At 64.2% G+C, this 17,078-nt stretch carries 17 protein-coding genes and 1 pseudogene; 9 read left to right on the top strand and 9 right to left on the bottom strand.

All coding sequences use genetic code 11. The features are described 5' to 3' along the window. Positions 1 to 49: 49 nt before the first annotated feature. From RFM98_RS12850 to RFM98_RS12860, 3 genes are all read right to left on the bottom strand, one after another. On the bottom strand, positions 50 to 790 hold the full coding sequence (locus RFM98_RS12850; protein WP_320309210.1) for a Bax inhibitor-1/YccA family protein: 741 nt from the start codon (positions 788 to 790) through the stop codon (positions 50 to 52). 229 nt (positions 791 to 1,019) lie between these two features. After that, positions 1,020 to 3,518, bottom strand: a complete 2,499-nt coding sequence (locus RFM98_RS12855; RefSeq protein ID WP_320309290.1) for an ABC transporter permease — start codon at positions 3,516 to 3,518, stop codon at positions 1,020 to 1,022. A gap of 181 nt (positions 3,519 to 3,699) precedes the next feature. Further along, positions 3,700 to 4,395, bottom strand: a complete 696-nt coding sequence (locus tag RFM98_RS12860) for an ABC transporter ATP-binding protein (RefSeq protein WP_320309211.1) — start codon at positions 4,393 to 4,395, stop codon at positions 3,700 to 3,702. Between the two features lie 82 nt (positions 4,396 to 4,477). Here RFM98_RS12860 and RFM98_RS12865 point away from each other — a divergent pair, with 82 nt between their 5' ends. After that, positions 4,478 to 5,140, top strand: a complete 663-nt coding sequence (locus tag RFM98_RS12865) for an arylesterase (RefSeq protein ID WP_320309212.1) — start codon at positions 4,478 to 4,480, stop codon at positions 5,138 to 5,140. Between the two features lie 118 nt (positions 5,141 to 5,258). Next, positions 5,259 to 5,855 carry an RNA 2',3'-cyclic phosphodiesterase gene (gene thpR / locus RFM98_RS12870; protein ID WP_320309213.1) on the top strand — a complete coding sequence of 199 codons (597 nt, stop codon included), beginning with the start codon at positions 5,259 to 5,261 and terminating at the stop codon, positions 5,853 to 5,855. On the opposite strand, the gene RFM98_RS12875 is transcribed toward thpR, so the two are convergent. Then, complete coding sequence (locus RFM98_RS12875) at positions 5,759 to 6,277, bottom strand: low molecular weight protein-tyrosine-phosphatase (RefSeq protein ID WP_320309214.1); 519 nt, start codon at positions 6,275 to 6,277, stop codon at positions 5,759 to 5,761. The genes thpR and RFM98_RS12875 overlap by 97 nt on opposite strands. A gap of 49 nt (positions 6,278 to 6,326) precedes the next feature. Between RFM98_RS12875 and RFM98_RS12880 the strand changes: the two genes are divergently transcribed. The 3 genes from RFM98_RS12880 (at position 6,327) to RFM98_RS12890 (ending at position 8,530) form a co-directional block, all read left to right on the top strand. Then, positions 6,327 to 6,620, top strand: a complete 294-nt coding sequence (locus RFM98_RS12880; RefSeq protein WP_320309215.1) for a 4a-hydroxytetrahydrobiopterin dehydratase — start codon at positions 6,327 to 6,329, stop codon at positions 6,618 to 6,620. Between the two features lie 699 nt (positions 6,621 to 7,319). Then, positions 7,320 to 7,682 (top strand): YkvA family protein, encoded by a 363-nt coding sequence (locus tag RFM98_RS12885; protein ID WP_320309216.1) that lies wholly within the window; start codon positions 7,320 to 7,322, stop codon positions 7,680 to 7,682. Between the two features lie 341 nt (positions 7,683 to 8,023). Further along, entirely contained in the window at positions 8,024 to 8,530 is a 507-nt protein-coding gene (locus RFM98_RS12890) for an invasion associated locus B family protein (RefSeq protein ID WP_320309217.1), read from the top strand. Between the two features lie 70 nt (positions 8,531 to 8,600). Here the strand turns inward: RFM98_RS12890 and RFM98_RS12895 are convergent, their stop codons facing one another. Together RFM98_RS12895 and RFM98_RS12900 are read right to left on the bottom strand one after the other, a co-directional pair. Further along, entirely contained in the window at positions 8,601 to 9,950 is a 1,350-nt protein-coding gene (locus RFM98_RS12895) for a chloride channel protein (RefSeq protein WP_320309218.1), read from the bottom strand. Positions 9,951 to 10,095: 145 nt separating this feature from the next. After that, entirely contained in the window at positions 10,096 to 10,395 is a 300-nt protein-coding gene (locus RFM98_RS12900) for a hypothetical protein (protein ID WP_320216803.1), read from the bottom strand. 311 nt (positions 10,396 to 10,706) lie between these two features. Here RFM98_RS12900 and rlmN point away from each other — a divergent pair, with 311 nt between their 5' ends. Continuing rightward, positions 10,707 to 11,939 (top strand): dual-specificity RNA methyltransferase RlmN, encoded by a 1,233-nt coding sequence (rlmN, locus tag RFM98_RS12905; RefSeq protein ID WP_320309219.1) that lies wholly within the window; start codon positions 10,707 to 10,709, stop codon positions 11,937 to 11,939. Further along, the gene (locus tag RFM98_RS12910; RefSeq protein ID WP_320309220.1) at positions 11,936 to 12,403 is read left to right on the top strand and encodes a hypothetical protein; all 468 of its coding nucleotides are present in this window, start codon (positions 11,936 to 11,938) and stop codon (positions 12,401 to 12,403) included. Before rlmN ends, RFM98_RS12910 begins: the two co-directional genes overlap by 4 nt. A 23-nt stretch (positions 12,404 to 12,426) precedes the next feature. Here the strand turns inward: RFM98_RS12910 and RFM98_RS12915 are convergent, their stop codons facing one another. Further along, a complete protein-coding gene (locus RFM98_RS12915; RefSeq protein WP_320309221.1) occupies positions 12,427 to 13,068 on the bottom strand; it encodes a LysE family translocator in 642 nt (213 codons plus the stop codon). 207 nt (positions 13,069 to 13,275) lie between these two features. On the opposite strand from RFM98_RS12915, the gene RFM98_RS12920 reads away from it, so the two are divergent. Further along, on the top strand, positions 13,276 to 14,496 hold the full coding sequence (locus tag RFM98_RS12920; protein WP_320309222.1) for an argininosuccinate synthase: 1,221 nt from the start codon (positions 13,276 to 13,278) through the stop codon (positions 14,494 to 14,496). 166 nt (positions 14,497 to 14,662) lie between these two features. Here the strand turns inward: RFM98_RS12920 and RFM98_RS12925 are convergent. Together RFM98_RS12925 and RFM98_RS12930 are read right to left on the bottom strand one after the other, a co-directional pair. Continuing rightward, positions 14,663 to 14,951: pseudogene (locus tag RFM98_RS12925) on the bottom strand (GIY-YIG nuclease family protein). Between the two features lie 287 nt (positions 14,952 to 15,238). After that, the gene (locus RFM98_RS12930) at positions 15,239 to 16,042 is read right to left on the bottom strand and encodes a lytic murein transglycosylase (protein WP_320309223.1); all 804 of its coding nucleotides are present in this window, start codon (positions 16,040 to 16,042) and stop codon (positions 15,239 to 15,241) included. A gap of 406 nt (positions 16,043 to 16,448) precedes the next feature. On the opposite strand from RFM98_RS12930, the gene RFM98_RS12935 reads away from it, so the two are divergent. Further along, a complete protein-coding gene (locus RFM98_RS12935) occupies positions 16,449 to 17,054 on the top strand; it encodes a DUF1236 domain-containing protein (RefSeq protein ID WP_320216794.1) in 606 nt (201 codons plus the stop codon). Positions 17,055 to 17,078: the final 24 nt, after the last annotated feature.

Consider the following 17,078-nt stretch of genomic DNA (forward strand, 5'->3'; position numbering starts at 1 on the left):
TGGGCCGCCCTTCGCAAGTCTATAGTCCAGTGAGACCGGGTAACCGCCTTTAGCGGCGCTGACCCATGAACTGCAGCAGGAACATGAACAGGTTGATGAAGTCGAGATAGAGCCTCAACGCGCCCATGATCGCCTTGCGGCCGGCGACATCGGACTGGTCGCCCTCGTAATACATCTCCTTGATGGCCTGCGTGTCATAGGCGGTGAGGCCGGCGAAGACCAGCACGCCGATCGCCGAGATGGCGAAGCCAAGCGCCGACGACTGCAGGAAGATGTTGATCAGCATCGCGATCAGCAGGCCGACTACGCCCATGACCAGGAACGAGCCGAACGCCGACAGGTCGCGCCTGGTCGTGTAGCCGTACAGCGACAGACCGCCAAAGGCCGCGGCCGTGGCGAAGAAGGTCTGGGTGATGCTGGTGCCGGTGTAGACGAGGAAGATCGTCGACAGCGACAGGCCCACAAGGCCGGCATAGACCCAGAAGGTGGCCTGCGCCGCCCCCACGCTCATCGTCTGGATGCGGAACGACAGGAACATCACCGCGGCGAGCGGCGCCAGGATGACGACCCAGCGGAACGCGCTGGCATAGATGAGCTGGCCGAAGGCGGTCAGCTGTCCGTCGCCGGTGATGGCGAGCTGGAACGCGCCCCAGGCGGCAAGGCCGGTGATCAAAAGGCCAAGCCCCATGAGGTTATAGACTTTGATCATATAGGCGCGCAGGCCCTGATCGATATCGACGCGCGCGCCGGAGGCGGCGCCCGTCTGGTAGTTGCGAATGGGATCAGCCATTGGAAATCCTCTGTTGCTTCTGCCCCGTCCGGTGACAGGTCCTTTTGGGACCAGGCGCCGCTGGCAGGGCTCCAGCATGCCTGCGCGAAATATGATGGTTCTTGACGTCAAGAACAAGACGGTAACGAGGCGTAACCCTTTGTGAGAAGGCAAAAAGCCGGGTTTCTGGCCGTTGTTGCCGGCATTCTTACAAAGATTTAACCCGACCGACGGCTCCGGGCCCGCCGGGTCAGAGGTTGCGCAGCACCGGCGCCGCCTTGTGGCCGAGCACCCGCCAGGTGCCGGCAAGGCCGATGCCGACCGTCACAGTCAGCGAAACCAGGATCGTTGCCACCGCGACTTCCGGCATGAAATGCGATGGCAGCGTCATGATATGGGCGACCACGAACCACGCGGCGACGCCGCCGGCGGCAAGCGCGAAGAGCGCGGTCGCCAGGCCGATCAGCACATATTCCAGCGAGAAGGCGGCAATCAGCGTCCGCCTTGTCGCGCCGAGCGTCTTCAGCACGACCGCGTCGTGGATACGCGCCCGGTTGCCCGCGGCCAACGCGCCGGAGAGCACCAGCACCGAGGCGATCAGCGCCACGCCGGCGGCGGCGCGGATCGCCGTGCCCAATTGCGCGACCAGCCGGTTGACGATGTCGAGCGCGTCCTTGACCCGCACCGTCGTCACCGCCGGAAAGGCACGCGTGACGGCATTGAGCAGCCGCGCGTCGTCGGCCGTGGTGGCTTGCCTGTCGGTCAGCGTCGCCAGCCAGCCATGCGGCGCCCCGGCAAAGCTATTGGGCGAGAACACCATGACGAAGTTGATGCCCATCGTCTCCCATTGCACCTGGCGGAAATTGGCTATTCTTGCCGTGACATTGCGGCCAAGCACATTGACGGTCACGGTGTCGCCGAGCCTCAGCCCGATCGCCTTGCCTTCCTCGGCCGAAAACGACACCAGCGGCTCGCCGGAATAATCCCGCGGCCACCAAATGCCTTCGGTCAGCGTCGCATTTTCCGGCTGCTTGGCGTCATAGGTCAGGCCACGGTCCCCGCGCAGCACCCAGGCGCCGTCGGCCAGGATCTTCACCTTGTCGACGTCGACGCCGTTGAGCGCCATGATGCGGCCGCGCAGCATCGGCACCTTGACCAGCGTTCCTTGCGGCGCTTGCCTGCCGACAAGGCTGGCGAAGGCATCGACGTCGCTGCTCTGGATGTCGACGAAGAAGAAGTTCGGCGCCCGCTCCGGCAGGCTGCCGGAGATCTGCCGCCGAAGATTCCCGTCGATCAGCGCCAGCGTCACCAGAAGCGTCAGGCCGAGGCCGAGCGACAGCACCACCGAGGGCGTCAGCGCGCCGGGCCGATGGATATTGCCGAGCGCGAGCCTCAGCGAAACGAAACGCACCCGCGGGCTCCTTTTTGCAACCCACTGCACCAGCACCGCCACCAGCCGCAGCACCAGGAAAGCGAGGACCGTCGCGCCGACGAAGATCGAGGCGATGCGGTAGTCGTTGGCCGAAAGGATCGCCAGCGCCGCCAGCGCGCCGACGATTGCCAGCGCAGCGCCAACATAGGGCAGGCGCGGCAGGCCGCGGCTTTCAAAGCCCATCTCGCGGAACAGCGCGGTTGCCGGCACGTCGCGGGCGCGGCCGAGCGGCAAGAGCGCGAAGGCCAAGGTCACCAGCAGGCCAAACAGCGCCGCCATGGCGAGCGCGCCTGGATAGAAGCCGCCTTGCGCCGGCACCGGGATGACCGATTGCAGAAGCGCGCTCGCCACGAACGGCATCGCTGCGCCCAGGATGAGCCCGAGCACGATGCCGAGGCCCGCGATCAAAAGGATCTGCACGAGATAGACGGTGAAGACGAAGCCGCCCGAAGCGCCGAGGCTCTTGAAGGTGGCGATCACGCCGCGCTTGCCGTCGAGATAGGCGCGCACGGCGTTCGCCACGCCGACGCCGCCGACCACCAGCGCCGTCAGCCCGACCAGGGTCAGGAATTGCGAGAAACGCTCGATGTTGGCGGAGAGCGCGGGGGCGGCGTTGCTGCGCGTGCGGATCGACCAGCCGGCCTGCGGAAAATCCTTCGCGGCTTTAGCCTGGATGTCCTTGATCCGCGCCTCCGAAGTGCCGTCGGGCAGCCTCACCTTGTAGGCGTTCTCGACCAGGCTGCCGGGCTGCACCAGGCCGGATGCGGCAAGCCCCGCGCTCGAGATCATCAGCCGCGGCGCGAAGCCGAAACCGTCGGACACCGCATCCGGCTCGCTGGCCAGCCTGGCCCGCAGCTCGAAAATGGCGCTGCCGAGCTTCAGCCGGTCGCCAATGTGAAGATTGAGCCGGTCGAACAAAAGATCGGGCGCGGCGACGCCGAACACGCCGGACCTGTCGCCGAACAATTGTTCCTTCGGCAGCGGCGGATCGGTCTCCAGCGCGCCGTAGAGCGGATAGGCGTCATCGACAGCCTTGGCTTCGACCAGCGCCTGGTCCGAGCCATCCTCCAGCCGCGCCATCGAGCGCATGCCGGAATTCTGCGAGACCGTGCCGAGGCTCCGGATGAAGCCGAGCTCAGCGTTCGAAGCGCTGCGCTGGTTGACCTGGAAGCGCAGGTCGCCGCCAAGCAGCGTCTGGCCCTGGTTGGCGACGCCGGCGGAGATCGCCTGCGCCACCGAATTGACGCCGCCGATCGCCGCGACGCCCAGCGCGATGCAGGCAAGGAAGATCATGAAGCCGGACAGGCCGCCGCGCATCTCGCGCAGCGAGAAGCGGATGGCAAGCTTCAACGTGCGGAGCCAGGCCCCCTCATCCGGCCGCTGCGCGGCCACCTTCTCCCCGGCGGGGAGAAGAGGGAGGTGCCGGCCTCGACGATCTCTTCTCCCCTCGGGGAGAAGGTGGCCCGAGGGGCCGGATGAGGGGGTCTCCGCCATGCGATTACGCCGTCACTCTAAACTGGGCCGCATCCTCGATCCGCCCCGAGCGCATCGAGACCTGGCGCGCGCAGCGCGCGGCAAGTGCGGGATCATGCGTGACCAGCACCAGCGTCATGCCGCGCTCCGCCGCCTTGGCGAACAAAAGGTCGGCGATCTGCCTGCCTGTCGCCTGGTCGAGATTGCCGGTCGGCTCGTCGGCAATCAGGATGCGCGGCGACGGCGCCAACGCCCGGGCGATCGCCACGCGCTGCTGCTCGCCGCCGGAAAGCTCGCCCGGATAGTGCGTCACACGGTCGCTCAGGCCGACCGCCGCAAGCTCGCGCGCGGCCACGCCGAACGGATCGGCATGGCCGGCAAGCTCCAGCGGCACCGCGACATTTTCGAGCGCCGTCATATTGGGAATGAGGTGGAAGGATTGGAAGACGATGCCAATGTTTCGCCCACGAAACGATGCAATCCGATCCTCGCTTTTGCCGTTAAGCAGCTCGCCGGCTACTCGTACCGTACCCGAATCGACCCTTTCCAGACCCGCAAGAACCATGAGCAAAGTGGATTTGCCAGAACCCGACGGACCGATGATACCCGTGGCTTCGCCGGCGGCCACGTCCAAGCTCACGCTCTTCAGCACATGGACGGAGGACGCGCCCTCGCCGAGCGTCAGCGATACATCCCTCAGCGCGATGACGGTTTCTGTCACAATGAAAGCGCCCTATATGTGGGAAAAGGAGACGGCCCGTGTCTCCTTCCTTGGATTGTTTCGGTCATATGGGGCTCGCCGCATGGCATTCAAACACCGTTTTGCCGCAGGCCCTGCCCTTTTCCCAGTCCTCGTCCTTTTCCTCGCCCTTTGCGGCACCATTTCGTCGGCGCGCGCCGCCACCTTCACCATCGTCGGCTTCGGCGACAGCCTGATGGCGGGCTTCAGCCTTGGCCCGGGCCAGGGTTTCACCGACAGGCTTCAGGCCGCGCTGAATGCGAAAGGCCTCGAGGTCACCGTCGCCAATGCCGGTGTTTCCGGCGACACGTCGAGCGGCGGGCTGGCGCGGCTCGACTGGTCGGTGCCGGACGGCACCCGGCTGGTGATCGTCGAGCTCGGCGCCAACGACATGTTGCGCGGCGTCTCGCCCGATATCCCCGAGAAAAACCTCGACGCCATGCTCGCGAGGTTGAAGCAACGCAACATTCCCGTCCTTCTCGCCGGAATGCGCGCCGCACCCAATCTCGGCGCCGATTACCAGAGATCCTTCGACGCCATCTATCCCAAGCTCGCGGCGAAATACGATGTTCCGCTCTATCCGTTCTTTCTCGACGGCGTCGCCGGCCATCCCGATCTGCGGTTGGAGGATGGCCTGCACCCCAATTCGAAGGGCGTCGACGTCATGGTCGAGCGCATCCTGCCGATCGTCGAGAAGGCGATCGCCGACAATGGCGGCCCATCGTGAGGCCGGAATGTCACGGTTTCCGTTGGGGAAACCTTGTGGACAACAAACCGCTTGCCCCGAGCGGATATCGATGATTCGCTAGGGCCGAGAGTTTCGATTCGAGGACAGGAGGCTTCACATGCCACGTCTTTTCACCGCCCTCGAAATTCCGCGTGATGCTGCTCTCTCGCTCTCCCTGCTCCGGGGCGGGCTGCCCGGAGCGCGCTGGATCGATGTCGAAAACTACCATCTGACGCTGCGCTTCATCGGCGATGTCGAGGGCCATGTCGCCGACGAGATCGCCAATGCGCTCGACAGGGTTCATCGCCCCTCTTTCCAGATGACGCTCTCCGGCGTCGGCGCCTTCGGCGGCAAGAAGCCGCATGCGGTATGGGCAGGCGTGTCGGCCTCGCCGGATCTGACAGCGCTGCAGGGCGAGATCGACCGTATCTGCCAGCGGCTCGGCCTGCCGGCCGACCCACGCAAATTCTCGCCGCATGTGACGCTGGCGCGGCTGCGCAACGGGAGCCCGCTCGACGTCGCGCAATATCTTTCGGCACGCGGCAATTTTTCCGCGCTGCCCTTCCGCGTCGGCCGCTTCGTCTTGATGTCGTCGCGCGATTCGGTCGGTGGCGGCCCCTATATCGTCGAGGAGGCCTGGCCGCTGGTCGGCACCGATGCACGGACCTCGAGCCGCCTTGCCAGCGCCTCCGACGCCTCGCGGATCATGCGGTAGACGGACGCGAAGGCCTCGGCATCGCCGTAATAGGGATCCGGCACGTCTGTGGCGTTTCCCGTCGCGAAGTCCAGATAGAGATGGATGCGGCCGCGTGCGATCGGCGACGCCAGCGCCTTGAGGTCGCGCACATTCGCGCGATCCATGCCGAGGATCAGGTCGAAGCGCGAAAAATCCTCCGGCGCTATTCTGCGTGCCCTTTGCCTGGAGATATCGATGCCATGGCTTATGGCGACCGCGATCGAGCGCGGATCGGGAGCGGAGCCGACCTCCCAGCCACTGGTCGCCGCCGAATCGAGCACGATGCCCTGGTGCTTGCCGCGCTCGGCCAACACGGCGCGAAGCACGCCTTCGGCCAGCGGCGAGCGGCAGATGTTGCCCAGGCAGACGAACAGAATGGATTTTATGGGCTTTGCGCTCATCGATCCGGCGCTATGGTTGGCTAATGTCGAAATAGCACAGGGAACAAACATGAACAGGGAAAAACTGAGCGCGGAAGCGGTCACGGCCGCGCTTGCCGAACTCAACGGCTGGTCGCTCGCCGCCGACGGCGCTTCCATCAAGCGCAGCTTCGTCTTCAAGAATTTTTCCGAGGCCTTCGCCTTCATGACCCGCGTGGCTTTGGCGGCCGAGAAGATGGACCATCACCCGGACTGGTCGAACGTCTACAAGACCGTCGACGTGACGCTGAACACGCACGACGCCGGCGGCGTGACGGCGCTCGACATCGAGCTCGCCAAACGGATGAACCGCTATTTCGGCTGAGGACGAGCAGCCTCGCTTTTAAGGACGGTAGTTTGACGTCCTCATTCCAGGGCGGAGCAAGGAGCGAAGCGACGCGCGCAGACCCTGGAATCCATTCCGTGACCTATGAGCGTCTCCGTGACCTATGAGCGTCACGGCGGTGCAGATCGTGGCGAACGTTCGCGATTGGCCGAAGCTTGCGAACTTCGTCATCCACGGGCGGAGCGACGCGAAGCGGAGCGCAGACCCGAGGATCCATTCCGTGACCTTGGTCGAGGAATGCAGCGGAGCAGAATTCTGCACCGTGAGCGGCTCTCGAAAGTAACGGCATGGATCCTCGGGTCTGCGCGCGTCGCTTCGCTCCTTGCTCCGCCCGTGGATGACGATCGGAGGGGATGCCTCAGCCAATCACCTGACTAATGCATGTCGCCCAGAAGTGTGCAGCGGTTCTGGGACAACGACATGCATCAAAACAAAGACTTAAAAAGACTTAAAGCGCGTCGCCTGAATCCGGTTCAGCACGACGCGCTTTAAGGCGATTGCCGGTCGCACCCACCAACCGGCATTCGGAGTGCCGCAGCACCATATCGCAGCCAAACGCCAGGTGATCCCGATTTTCCCGGCCAAGCAACCGCCGAACTCTTGTAGCAGCCCACCCCTTTCACCACATCTTTCGCGGCGGGTCGACGTGCAGGGACACGCGCAGCCAAGGAGCGATTGATGACGCAAGGTCCCCGTTTCGATTTCTTCGGCTTCGGCGACAAGCTCGCCGGGGAGGGCGAAGTGCGCGAGAAATTCTGGCGCACCGCCAAGAAGGCGGCGCGGCAGATTCCGTTCATGGATGAAGTGGTCGCCGCCTACTACTGCGCCTTGGACAAGGACACCCCGCTGCGCGCCAAAGGCATCCTGCTCGGCGCGCTCGGCTATTTCGTGCTGCCGTTCGATTTCATTCCCGACTTCGTCGTCGGCCTCGGCTTCACCGACGACCTTGCCGTGCTGACCGCGGCCATCGCCGCCGTCAGCGCCCATATCACGCCTGCCCACAGGCAGGCCGCCAGGGACGCGCTGGCCGACAGGAACTGACCTAATGCATGTCGCCCAGAAGTGCGCAGCGGTTCTGGGACGACGACATGCATCAAAACCAGGGACTTAAAGCGCGACGCGCTTTTAGGCTTGGCTTCACACCCGCAAATCAGCGCGCGCGAAAAGACAAACTCTTGCCGTTTTCGTGGCCTCCAACTCCGCGCCGGGACGTCGCGCCAGCCGCTTTCAACGGCGGCGGCGCGAATGGTGGCGGTTTCCTGGGGTGAGTTCCTTTTCTTCGAGGACAATTCACCGTTTGGTAACCCTGATTAAATCAAAATGAAGCGACGGCAGGACGCCAGGCGGCCCGCCTCCGCACCATTTGGAATACGGGAAGAACGATGCGCGGATTGATTGCTACAGTTTCCAGCCTGGTCCTGGCGGCCGCCTTCGCGGCGCCGGCGCTGGCGCAGCAGGCGACCAAGATCGGCCAGCACAATGCCTGGGGCACCTACAGCTATCAGTCGCAGGCCGGCAAGGTCTGCTATGTGCTGACCGTGCCCACCGACAAGCAGCCGAAGACGCTCGACCATGGCGACATGTTCTTCTTCGTCAGCCAGCGGCCCGGACAGCAGGTCTCCTACGAGCCGCAGTTCATCGCCGGTTACAACTTCCAGGAAGGCTCGAAGGCCACCGTCACCATCGACAAGAAGTCGTTCTCGATGTTCACCCGCGGCAAGTCGGCCTGGGTCGAGAACGCCGCCGAAGAGCCGGTGCTGATCGCCGCCATGAAGACCGGCACCGACATGAAGGTGCAGGCGAAGTCGGGCCGCGGCAACCCCACGTCTTACGTCTTTTCGCTGAAGGGCATATCGGCGGCGCTGTCCTCGATCGCCAAGTGCAAATAGGCCGCAACGATATTCGGATCTGACCCAAGGCCGGACATGACGTCCGGCCTTTTGCTTCAGGTGGCGCTGTTCAGCCCCGCGCCGGCTCCGCTTCCGCCCGTCGCCGCCGAATCGCCTCGGCGATGAACACGCGCGACAGTGCGTGATAGAGCGGCTCGTGCGAGATCAGCCGCGCCGTGCCGTAGCCCAGCATTGACGCGCACATCAGCGCGATCACATTGTCGTGGTTGCCGGTCATTTCGAGGATGATGACGAAAGCCGTCATCGGCGCCTGCACGACGCCGGCGAAATAGCCGGCCATGCCGAGCAGCGCCGCGGTGCCGGTGGCCGCGCCGAAGACCAGGCCGAGCGTGCTGCCGAGGCCGGCGCCCACCGCCAGCGACGGCGCAAAGATGCCGCCCGGAATGCCCGACACCATCGACAGCAGGCCGGCCGCGAATTTCTCCACGAAAAAGAAGGCCGGCAGCGGCGCGCCTTCGATCGCTCCGCGCGCCTGGGTGTAACCGGTGCCGAAGGTCAATCCTCCCGAGGCAATGCCGATCGCGGCCACGGCCAGCCCGCAGACAGCCGCCACGACCAGCGTGCGCGGCAGCGGCTGCAGCGCGTTCCAACGCCGGATACGCCGCATGGCTTTCAGCGCCAGCAGCGAGAACAGCGCGCCGACACCGCCGCCGATGATGCCGCAGGCCAGCACCAGCGGCCAGTCGCTGGCGAAGGCGACCGTGTCCTTGGCAACGCCGAAATAGGTGTAGTTGCCAAGCAGCCCCAGCGAGGCGAGGCCGGCCAGGATCACCGCCGTCAGCACCAGGCCGTTGGTGCGCGCTTCATAGGCGCGGCCCATCTCTTCGATGGCGAAGACGATGCCGGCAAGCGGTGTGTTGAAGGCGGCGGCGATGCCGGCGGCGGACCCGGCCAGGATCAGGCCGCGTGCCTGCGCCATGCCGCCCCATCGCGCTGCCTGCAGCATCAATGAGGCGCCGACCTGCACTGTTGGACCCTCACGGCCGATCGAGGCGCCGCAAGCGAGGCCGACGATGGTGAGCACGATCTTGCCCACCACCAGCCTGAGCGACAGGATGTGGCTGCGATCGTCCTCGTCGCGCAAATGCCGCGCCGCGATCGCCTGCGGAATGCCGCTGCCTTGCGATCCGGGGAAGAAGGAATGCGCAAGCCAGGCGCAAGAGACGAAGCCGAGTGGCGTCACCACCAGCGGCAGATAGAATCGCCAGCCGCCATCATTGCCCGTCATGGCGTGAAACAGGGTCTGCGCGTGATCGGCGAGCAATGCGAACAGGACGCTGATCAGACCGATCGAGATGGCGCCGGCCCAGAAGACGAGACGCGGCTGCCAGACGCGCCGCGATACCCACATCGCCTGCGAGCGCCGCAACATACGGTATTTTCGAGATAGCCCGGCCATGTCCGCCTTTATGATGGAAACCCAGCCCTAGCACAGGCTGAGGGTCGATCAAGACCACAAGGTCGAGGGCGCTATCGCGCAGGCGCTCAGGATTGTCCCGCCGGCTGTCATGCCGGCGGGAACGTCAGGCGGGCAAAGTTCGAATTCACATGGCCATTTTTTCACATTCGGCCTGGGCCTTCTTGGTCGACGTATCGACCATGTAGGCTTTGCCCTTGGCGTCGGTGATCATCATCATGCAATGCTTGATCGGCTTGGCCATCTTCATCATCTCGGCGCTCATCTTGGCGTCCGGCATCATGGTGCCCATGTGACCGTCCGGCATGATCGCGGTAACCTGGCCACCCTTCATCATGGTCATCGCGCCCATTGTGTCTTCGGCAAAGGCCTGCGAGGCGGAAAGACCGACGAGGCCGGCGATAAGAACGAACTTGATCGAGTGCATCCGGAAACTCCCATTGTTGCGGGGCATGGTCGCCCCTTTCAGGTTCGCGGATGCGCATCGATTGGTTACGCCAACACGAATATGTGATCGGTTTCCTGCCGGCGGGAGCGGCGGTGGGTTACGGTCAGCGGTCATCGCCGGCGGGCGGATACCCAGGGGTAAGGCTGTGCCGAGCCGCGTCTTCCCCTTCTCCCCTTGTGGGAGAAGGGAAAGGCCGGGCGCATGACTCTATCGCCGAGCTGTGCTATGCGCCGCGCTTCCTGTTCGGCCGATGCTGAAATCGGCCGCAAATCGCTTATATTGGCGCCACCATGACCGTTTCGCTTGATCTTACCGCCGATGGCGCCCGTGACGCCTTGCGCCGCGCAACACCGACCGAGAAGCCATCGCTGATCGGCCTGACCCGCGCCGAGCTTGGCGCCGCCCTTGTCGAGGCCGGCATCGTGCCCGAGCGCCAGGCAAAAATGCGCGCCCAGCAGCTCTGGCATTGGATGTATGTGCGCGGCGTCTCCGACTTCGCGCATATGTTCAACATCTCCAAGGACCTGCGCGCCGAGCTCGACAAGCATTTCACCGTCGCGCGGCCGGAAATCGTCGAGGAGCAGATCTCCGCCGATGGCACGCGCAAATGGCTGTTCCGCTTTCCGCCGCGCGGCGCCGGCCGTCCGGTCGAGATCGAGACCGTCTACATTCCCGAGGAGGGCCGCGGCACGCTCTGCATCTCCTCGCAGGTGGGCTGCACGCTGACCTGCTCCTTCTGCCACACCGGCACGCAGAAGCTGGTGCGCAACCTGACGTCGGAAGAGATCCTGGCGCAGCTGCTGACCGCGCGCGACCGTCTCGGTGATTTCCCCGACCGCGACACGCCGGACGGCGCCATCGTGCCGGCCGAGGGCCGAAAAATCTCCAACATCGTCATGATGGGCATGGGCGAGCCGCTCTATAATTTCGAGGCGGTGAAGAAGGCGCTGCTGATCGCCTCCGACGGCGACGGCCTGTCCCTGTCGAAGCGCCGCATCACGCTGTCGACCTCGGGCGTCGTGCCTGAGATCGCGCGCACCGGCGAGGAGATCGGCGTCATGCTGGCGATCTCGCTGCACGCCACCAATGACGATTTGCGCGACCTTTTGGTGCCGATCAACAAGAAGTTCCCGCTGAAAGATCTGATCGCCGCCTGTAAGGCCTATCCGGGTCTCTCCAATGCCAAACGCATCACCTTCGAATATGTGATGCTGAAGGACGTCAATGATTCGCTCGACGACGCCAAGGCGCTGGTGAAGCTCTTGAAGGGCATTCCGGCCAAGATCAACCTGATCCCGTTTAACCCATGGCCCGGCACCAACTATCAGTGCTCGGACTGGGAGACGATCGAGAAGTTCGCCGACTACATAAACAATGCCGGCTACGCCTCGCCGATCCGCACGCCGCGCGGCCGCGACATCCTCGCCGCCTGCGGCCAGCTCAAGTCGGAATCGGAGCGCATGCGCAAGGTCGACCGCCTGGCGCTCGAAGCCATGATGATCGCGGGGCACGGCGAGGCTTGAGACGCCTCATCGCCTATCTCGTCCGCTTCGCCGTCATCCTGGCCGGCTATGTCGTGGCCTCGCTGTCGGCGAGCGCCTTCCTCAACATCCTGTTCCTGGCGCATCTGGGCTATACCCCCGCCAATCCGGAGCCGACGGCGACCGCCTCGCTCTATTTCTCGGTGCCTTTCGTGGCGCTGTTCGTCGCTTATTTCGCCTTTATGCCGGCGGCTGTCGTGATCCTGATTGCCGAAGCGCTCGGCCGGCGCGACTGGCTGTTCTACGCGCTGGCCGGCGCCGTCGTGGCCGGCATCTTCCTCGGTTTCGTGCACGAGACCGGCGATGCCAATTTCGATATCACCGAGACCAACGCCAGATTGGCCGTGATCGGCAGCGGCATGATCGGCGGCATCTTCTATTGGCTCGCCGCCGGCCGCTGGGCCGGAAGCTGGCGCCGCGAGGCGTTGCCCGATCTGGAAGCCTGACCCGCGCCTGCAAGCGCTGGGGTCTACTTCGCCTGCGCCGTCAGGATCTTGAGCGCGAAGGCTGAGAACACGCCGCCGAACAGATAGTCGACCACGCGCGTGACGCGCGGACTTGCCTTCATCGCCGCCGAGAACTTTTCCGCCGCCAGCACCATCGGCACCGTTACTGGTATCGACAGCACGACGAACATCATGCCGAGGAAGAACAGCTTGCCCGACGCATTGGGGTCATGCGCGGAGACGAACTGCGGCAGGAAGGTCATGAAGAACAGGATGATCTTGGGGTTGAGCAGGTTGACGCCGAGCCCGGCCGCCCAGCTGCGGAACAAGGAGACTTGCGGTCCCGTCCTCTTCTCCGGCGAGAAGGCCGAGCCTTTCGTCACAGCCTGAAAGGCCAGGAACACCAGATAGCCGGCGCCGAAGATTTTCAGGACGAAGAAGGCCATCGGTGAAGCGACGATCAGCGCCGAGACGCCGACCACCACCAGCGTGGTGTGGATCAGCGTGCCGGTGAGCGCGCCCGCCATAGAGGCGAAACCGGTGGCACGGCCCTGGCTCAGCGTGCGCGACACGAACAACGTCATGTCCGGTCCTGGCGTGATCGCCAGGATGACGGTGGCGATCGCGAACTGGATCAGCGTGGTGGTGTCGGGAATGAAGGACATTAGAGGCCCAGTATCGTGATGGCTTGCGAGTCTATAACGCAGCCGCCCCAGTCGCGCCAGCTGCAGGTCGGCCGCGCCAAATCTCCCCCCGTGAGGGGAGATCACGCGCGGCGATTGGCTTCTCCTGTGTACCTTCGTCTCTTGCGTGGCCCGGAAAGGCCGTGATACCTCGCCCGCGAAAACTATTTTCTCGCGGGACCGCCAAAAATGTCCAAGATCAAGAACGTCAAGAAAGTCGTGCTCGCCTATTCCGGCGGCCTCGATACCTCCATCATCCTGAAATGGCTGCAGACCGAGCTCGGCGCCGAAGTCGTCACCTTCACAGCCGATCTCGGCCAGGGAGGCGAGCTGGAGCCGGCGCGCAAGAAGGCCGAGATGATGGGCATCAAGGACATCCGCATCGTCGACGTGCGCGAGGAATTCGTCGCCGACTTCGTCTTCCCGATGTTCCGCGCCAACACCGTCTATGAAGGCACCTACCTGCTCGGCACCTCGATCGCCCGGCCGCTGATCTCCAAGCATCTGGTCGAGATCGCCAAGGAGACCGGGGCCGACGCAATTGCCCATGGCGCCACCGGCAAGGGCAACGACCAGGTCCGCTTCGAGCTTTCGGCTTATGCGCTCAACCCTGACATCAAGGTCATCGCGCCGTGGCGCGACTGGTCGTTCAAGTCGCGCACGGATCTGATCAACTTCGCCGAGCAGCACCAGATCCCGGTGGCCAAGGACAAGCGCGGCGAAGCGCCCTTCTCGGTCGACGCCAACCTTTTGCACTCCTCCTCCGAGGGCAAGGTGCTGGAGGATCCGTGGAGCGAGCCGCCGGAATTCGTCCATCAGCGCACCGTCTCGCCGATGGACGCGCCCGATGCCGTCACCGAGATCGAAATCGAGTTCCTGAAGGGCGATCCGATCGCGCTCGACGGCAAGAAGCTGTCGCCGGCCACCATGCTGGCGGCACTCAACGACCTTGGCCGCGACAACGGCATCGGCCGCCTCGATCTTGTCGAGAACCGCTTCGTCGGCATGAAGTCGCGCGGCGTCTATGAGACGCCCGGCGGCACCATCCTTATCGCCGCCCATCGCGCGATCGAATCGATCACGCTCGATCGGGGTGCGGCCCACCTCAAGGACGAGTTCATGCCGCGCTACGCGGAGCTCATCTATAACGGCTTCTGGTTCTCGCCCGAGCGCGTCATGCTGCAGGCGATGATCGACAAGAGCCAGGAAGACGTCGAAGGCACAGTGCGGCTGAAGCTCTACAAGGGCAACGTCATCGTCACCGGCCGCAAGTCGAAAAAGACGCTTTATTCGGATGCGCTCGTCACCTTCGAGGACGATCGCGGCGCGTATGACCAGAAGGACGCCGAGGGTTTTATCCGGCTGAACGGCTTGAGGTTGCGGACGCTGGCGGCGAGGAACCGCCGCTGAAACTGCTGATCTCCTCCCTTGCGGGGGAGATGCCCGGCAGGGCAGAGGGGGGTGCCTCGTGCCGACCTGTCCTTCGTCATTCTAGGGCGGAGCAAGGAGCGAAGCGACGCGCGCAGACCCTAGAATCCATGCCGTGGCGCTTGAGAGCCGCCACGGTCCAGAACGCTTACCAGCCAGTTCCGCGAAAGAGCTCGAACCATTCCGGATTGTTTTTCTCGATGAGTTCGATCTTCCATCGGGGTGGCCAGCGCTTCAATGACGTCTCACGTTGAATGGCGTCGGCGATGTCGAAATACTCCTCGTACCAGACCAGACGCTGCACACCGTAACGGCTGGGTGAAGCTGGAGCCTTGGCCGGTCTTGTGCTCGGGCATCCGACGAGCAAGGTCGTTGGTGACACCGATATAGATCGTGCCGCCTTTCTGGCTTGCGGTCATATAGACGTAGCCGGTCATCGAGCGACCTTAGCTGTCACTATCGCCAACGGCTAATCTGGACCGTTGCATTCTACGGCCAATGTCACGGCATGGATTCTAGGGTCTGCGCGCGTCGCTCCGCTCCTTGCTCCGCCCTAGAATGACGAGGGATATGTCGCAGCTTCACGCGCGAGAACCCCTCTGTCGCGTCGGCGACATCTCCCCCCGAGAGGGGGAGATTCTCGCGTTCCCGGCTTTCGCCAATCTCCAAGTCCAACAAAAAAGCCCGGCGCATGGCCGGGCTGTTCTGCTCAACGGAGACTCGATCAGTCGGCGTCGATCGCCTCGGCGATTTGGGCGATGGCCTGCTGATAGACGCTTGCCGAATTCCAGCCGGCGATCGCGCCCATATTGGCCTGGTAGCTCGCGCCGGCTTGCCAGCCATGGCCTTTGAGAAAGTTGGCGGTCGACGCCAAAGCCGTGTTGCGGTCGCGCAGGTTTCCGCTGCCGACGCCGTATTTCAGCACGTTTCCGGGCAGGAACTGCGTGTGGCCGATCTCGCCATGCATGGCGCCGACCGAGGAGGCGCTCAGCGCTCCGCGATCGACCAGCTTGAGCGCGGCGATGGCATGCGGGGTGAAATAGTCCGGACGGCGGCAGTCATAGGCCAGCGTCAGGATGGCCGAAACCGTGTTCTGGTTGCCCATCGAAGCGCCGAAGCCGGTTTCCATGCCCCAGATGGCGAGCAGCACGCCCGGCGGCACGCCGTAGGTCTGCTCGATATTGGCGAACATCGCCGCGTTGGCCTTCTTCAGCGCGCGGCCCCTCGAGATGATCGCGGAAGCGCCGCGGCGCTTCATGAACGCCTCCACCGAACCGCTGAAAGCCTTGTGGATGGCGCGGTCGGCCGAGATCGTCCTTGTCGCGTAGGTCGCGCCGGCCAGCGCCGACAGGCCCCTTTGGCCGACACCGTTGGCCTTGGCCTCGGCGGCAAAGTCCTGCTTCCAGGCGTCGAAGCCGGCGCCGTTCTTGCCACAGCTGGTCGCGGCTTCAGCGCCTGTCGCCAGCCCAAGCATCGCCACCACCGCCGCGGCGGCCACGAAAATCCTTCTTTTGGCAAAAAATGCCATGTCCTTCTCCTGGTTGCCTGAATCACGTCCCGGTTGTGAATTTGCCAGCGAAACGTCCAGTTGTCACCGCCCTCGCGGGGGAAGTGACACCCGACCCTGGCGAAAGAAGGGCAATTTGCCTACGATCAGGCGCCAAGTGTGGCGGGCTTGCCTCATGAACGACGTTGATGTCGTGATCATTGGCGCCGGTGCCGCGGGGCTTGCCGCGGCAAAGGCGCTTCGAGCGGCCGGCGGGAAACACACTCGAAGAGCCGGGCGCAGCTTGAGCCCGCTCACCCCTTTTTGACCGGAACGCCGAAAAACCGTGGAACAATTCGTGAGCGGCCGAAAGACACTTTAGCCGGAACGCATAAGCTTTGGTTTCGTTTCGGAGCGCGAGGGAGCGTTTTGAAAACGGAGTGAAACCATGAACCGCGTCTTGTTTCCGGCGCTTGCCGGCGCGCTGCTCGCCATGTCGGGCACGGCTCTGGCCGACACCGCCGTCTCGGCGGTGGCCGATCTCAATGTGCGCGCCGGCCCCGGCCCGCAATATCCCGTTATCGGCGTGCTGGCCGCCGGCCAGTCGGCCACACTCACTGGCTGCATCGAGAACAGCAAATGGTGCACGATCGCCGAAGCTGGCGGCAATGGCTGGGTCTATTCCGACTATGTGACGGGCGATTTCGGCGGCAGCCGCGTCGTGCTGACGCGCCGGCCGGCCGATGCCGGCATTGCCGTCGTGGCGCCGCCGACCGACAATGTCTACACCACGGACACCTACACCGGCGCCATCGTTTCCAACGGCGACGCCATCGAGTCGATCGGCAGACCGCCAGCCGAGGTCGGCACCTATGTCACCACGCACCGGGTCGATCCGGTCTATCTCGACGGCGAGGTGGTGACCGGCGCCACGCTGCCCGACACGGTCGAGCTGCGCGAAATCCCGGATTACCGGTATCGCTATGTCTATGTGAACAACCAGCCGGCGCTGGTCGATCCGGGCACGCGGCGTATCGTCTATGTGATGCGCTGAGCAGGCTTGATCGCTGTCATGAGA

It is taken from the genome of Mesorhizobium australafricanum (genome assembly GCF_033977265.1).
GTDB classification, from domain to species: domain Bacteria; phylum Pseudomonadota; class Alphaproteobacteria; order Rhizobiales; family Rhizobiaceae; genus Mesorhizobium; species Mesorhizobium australafricanum.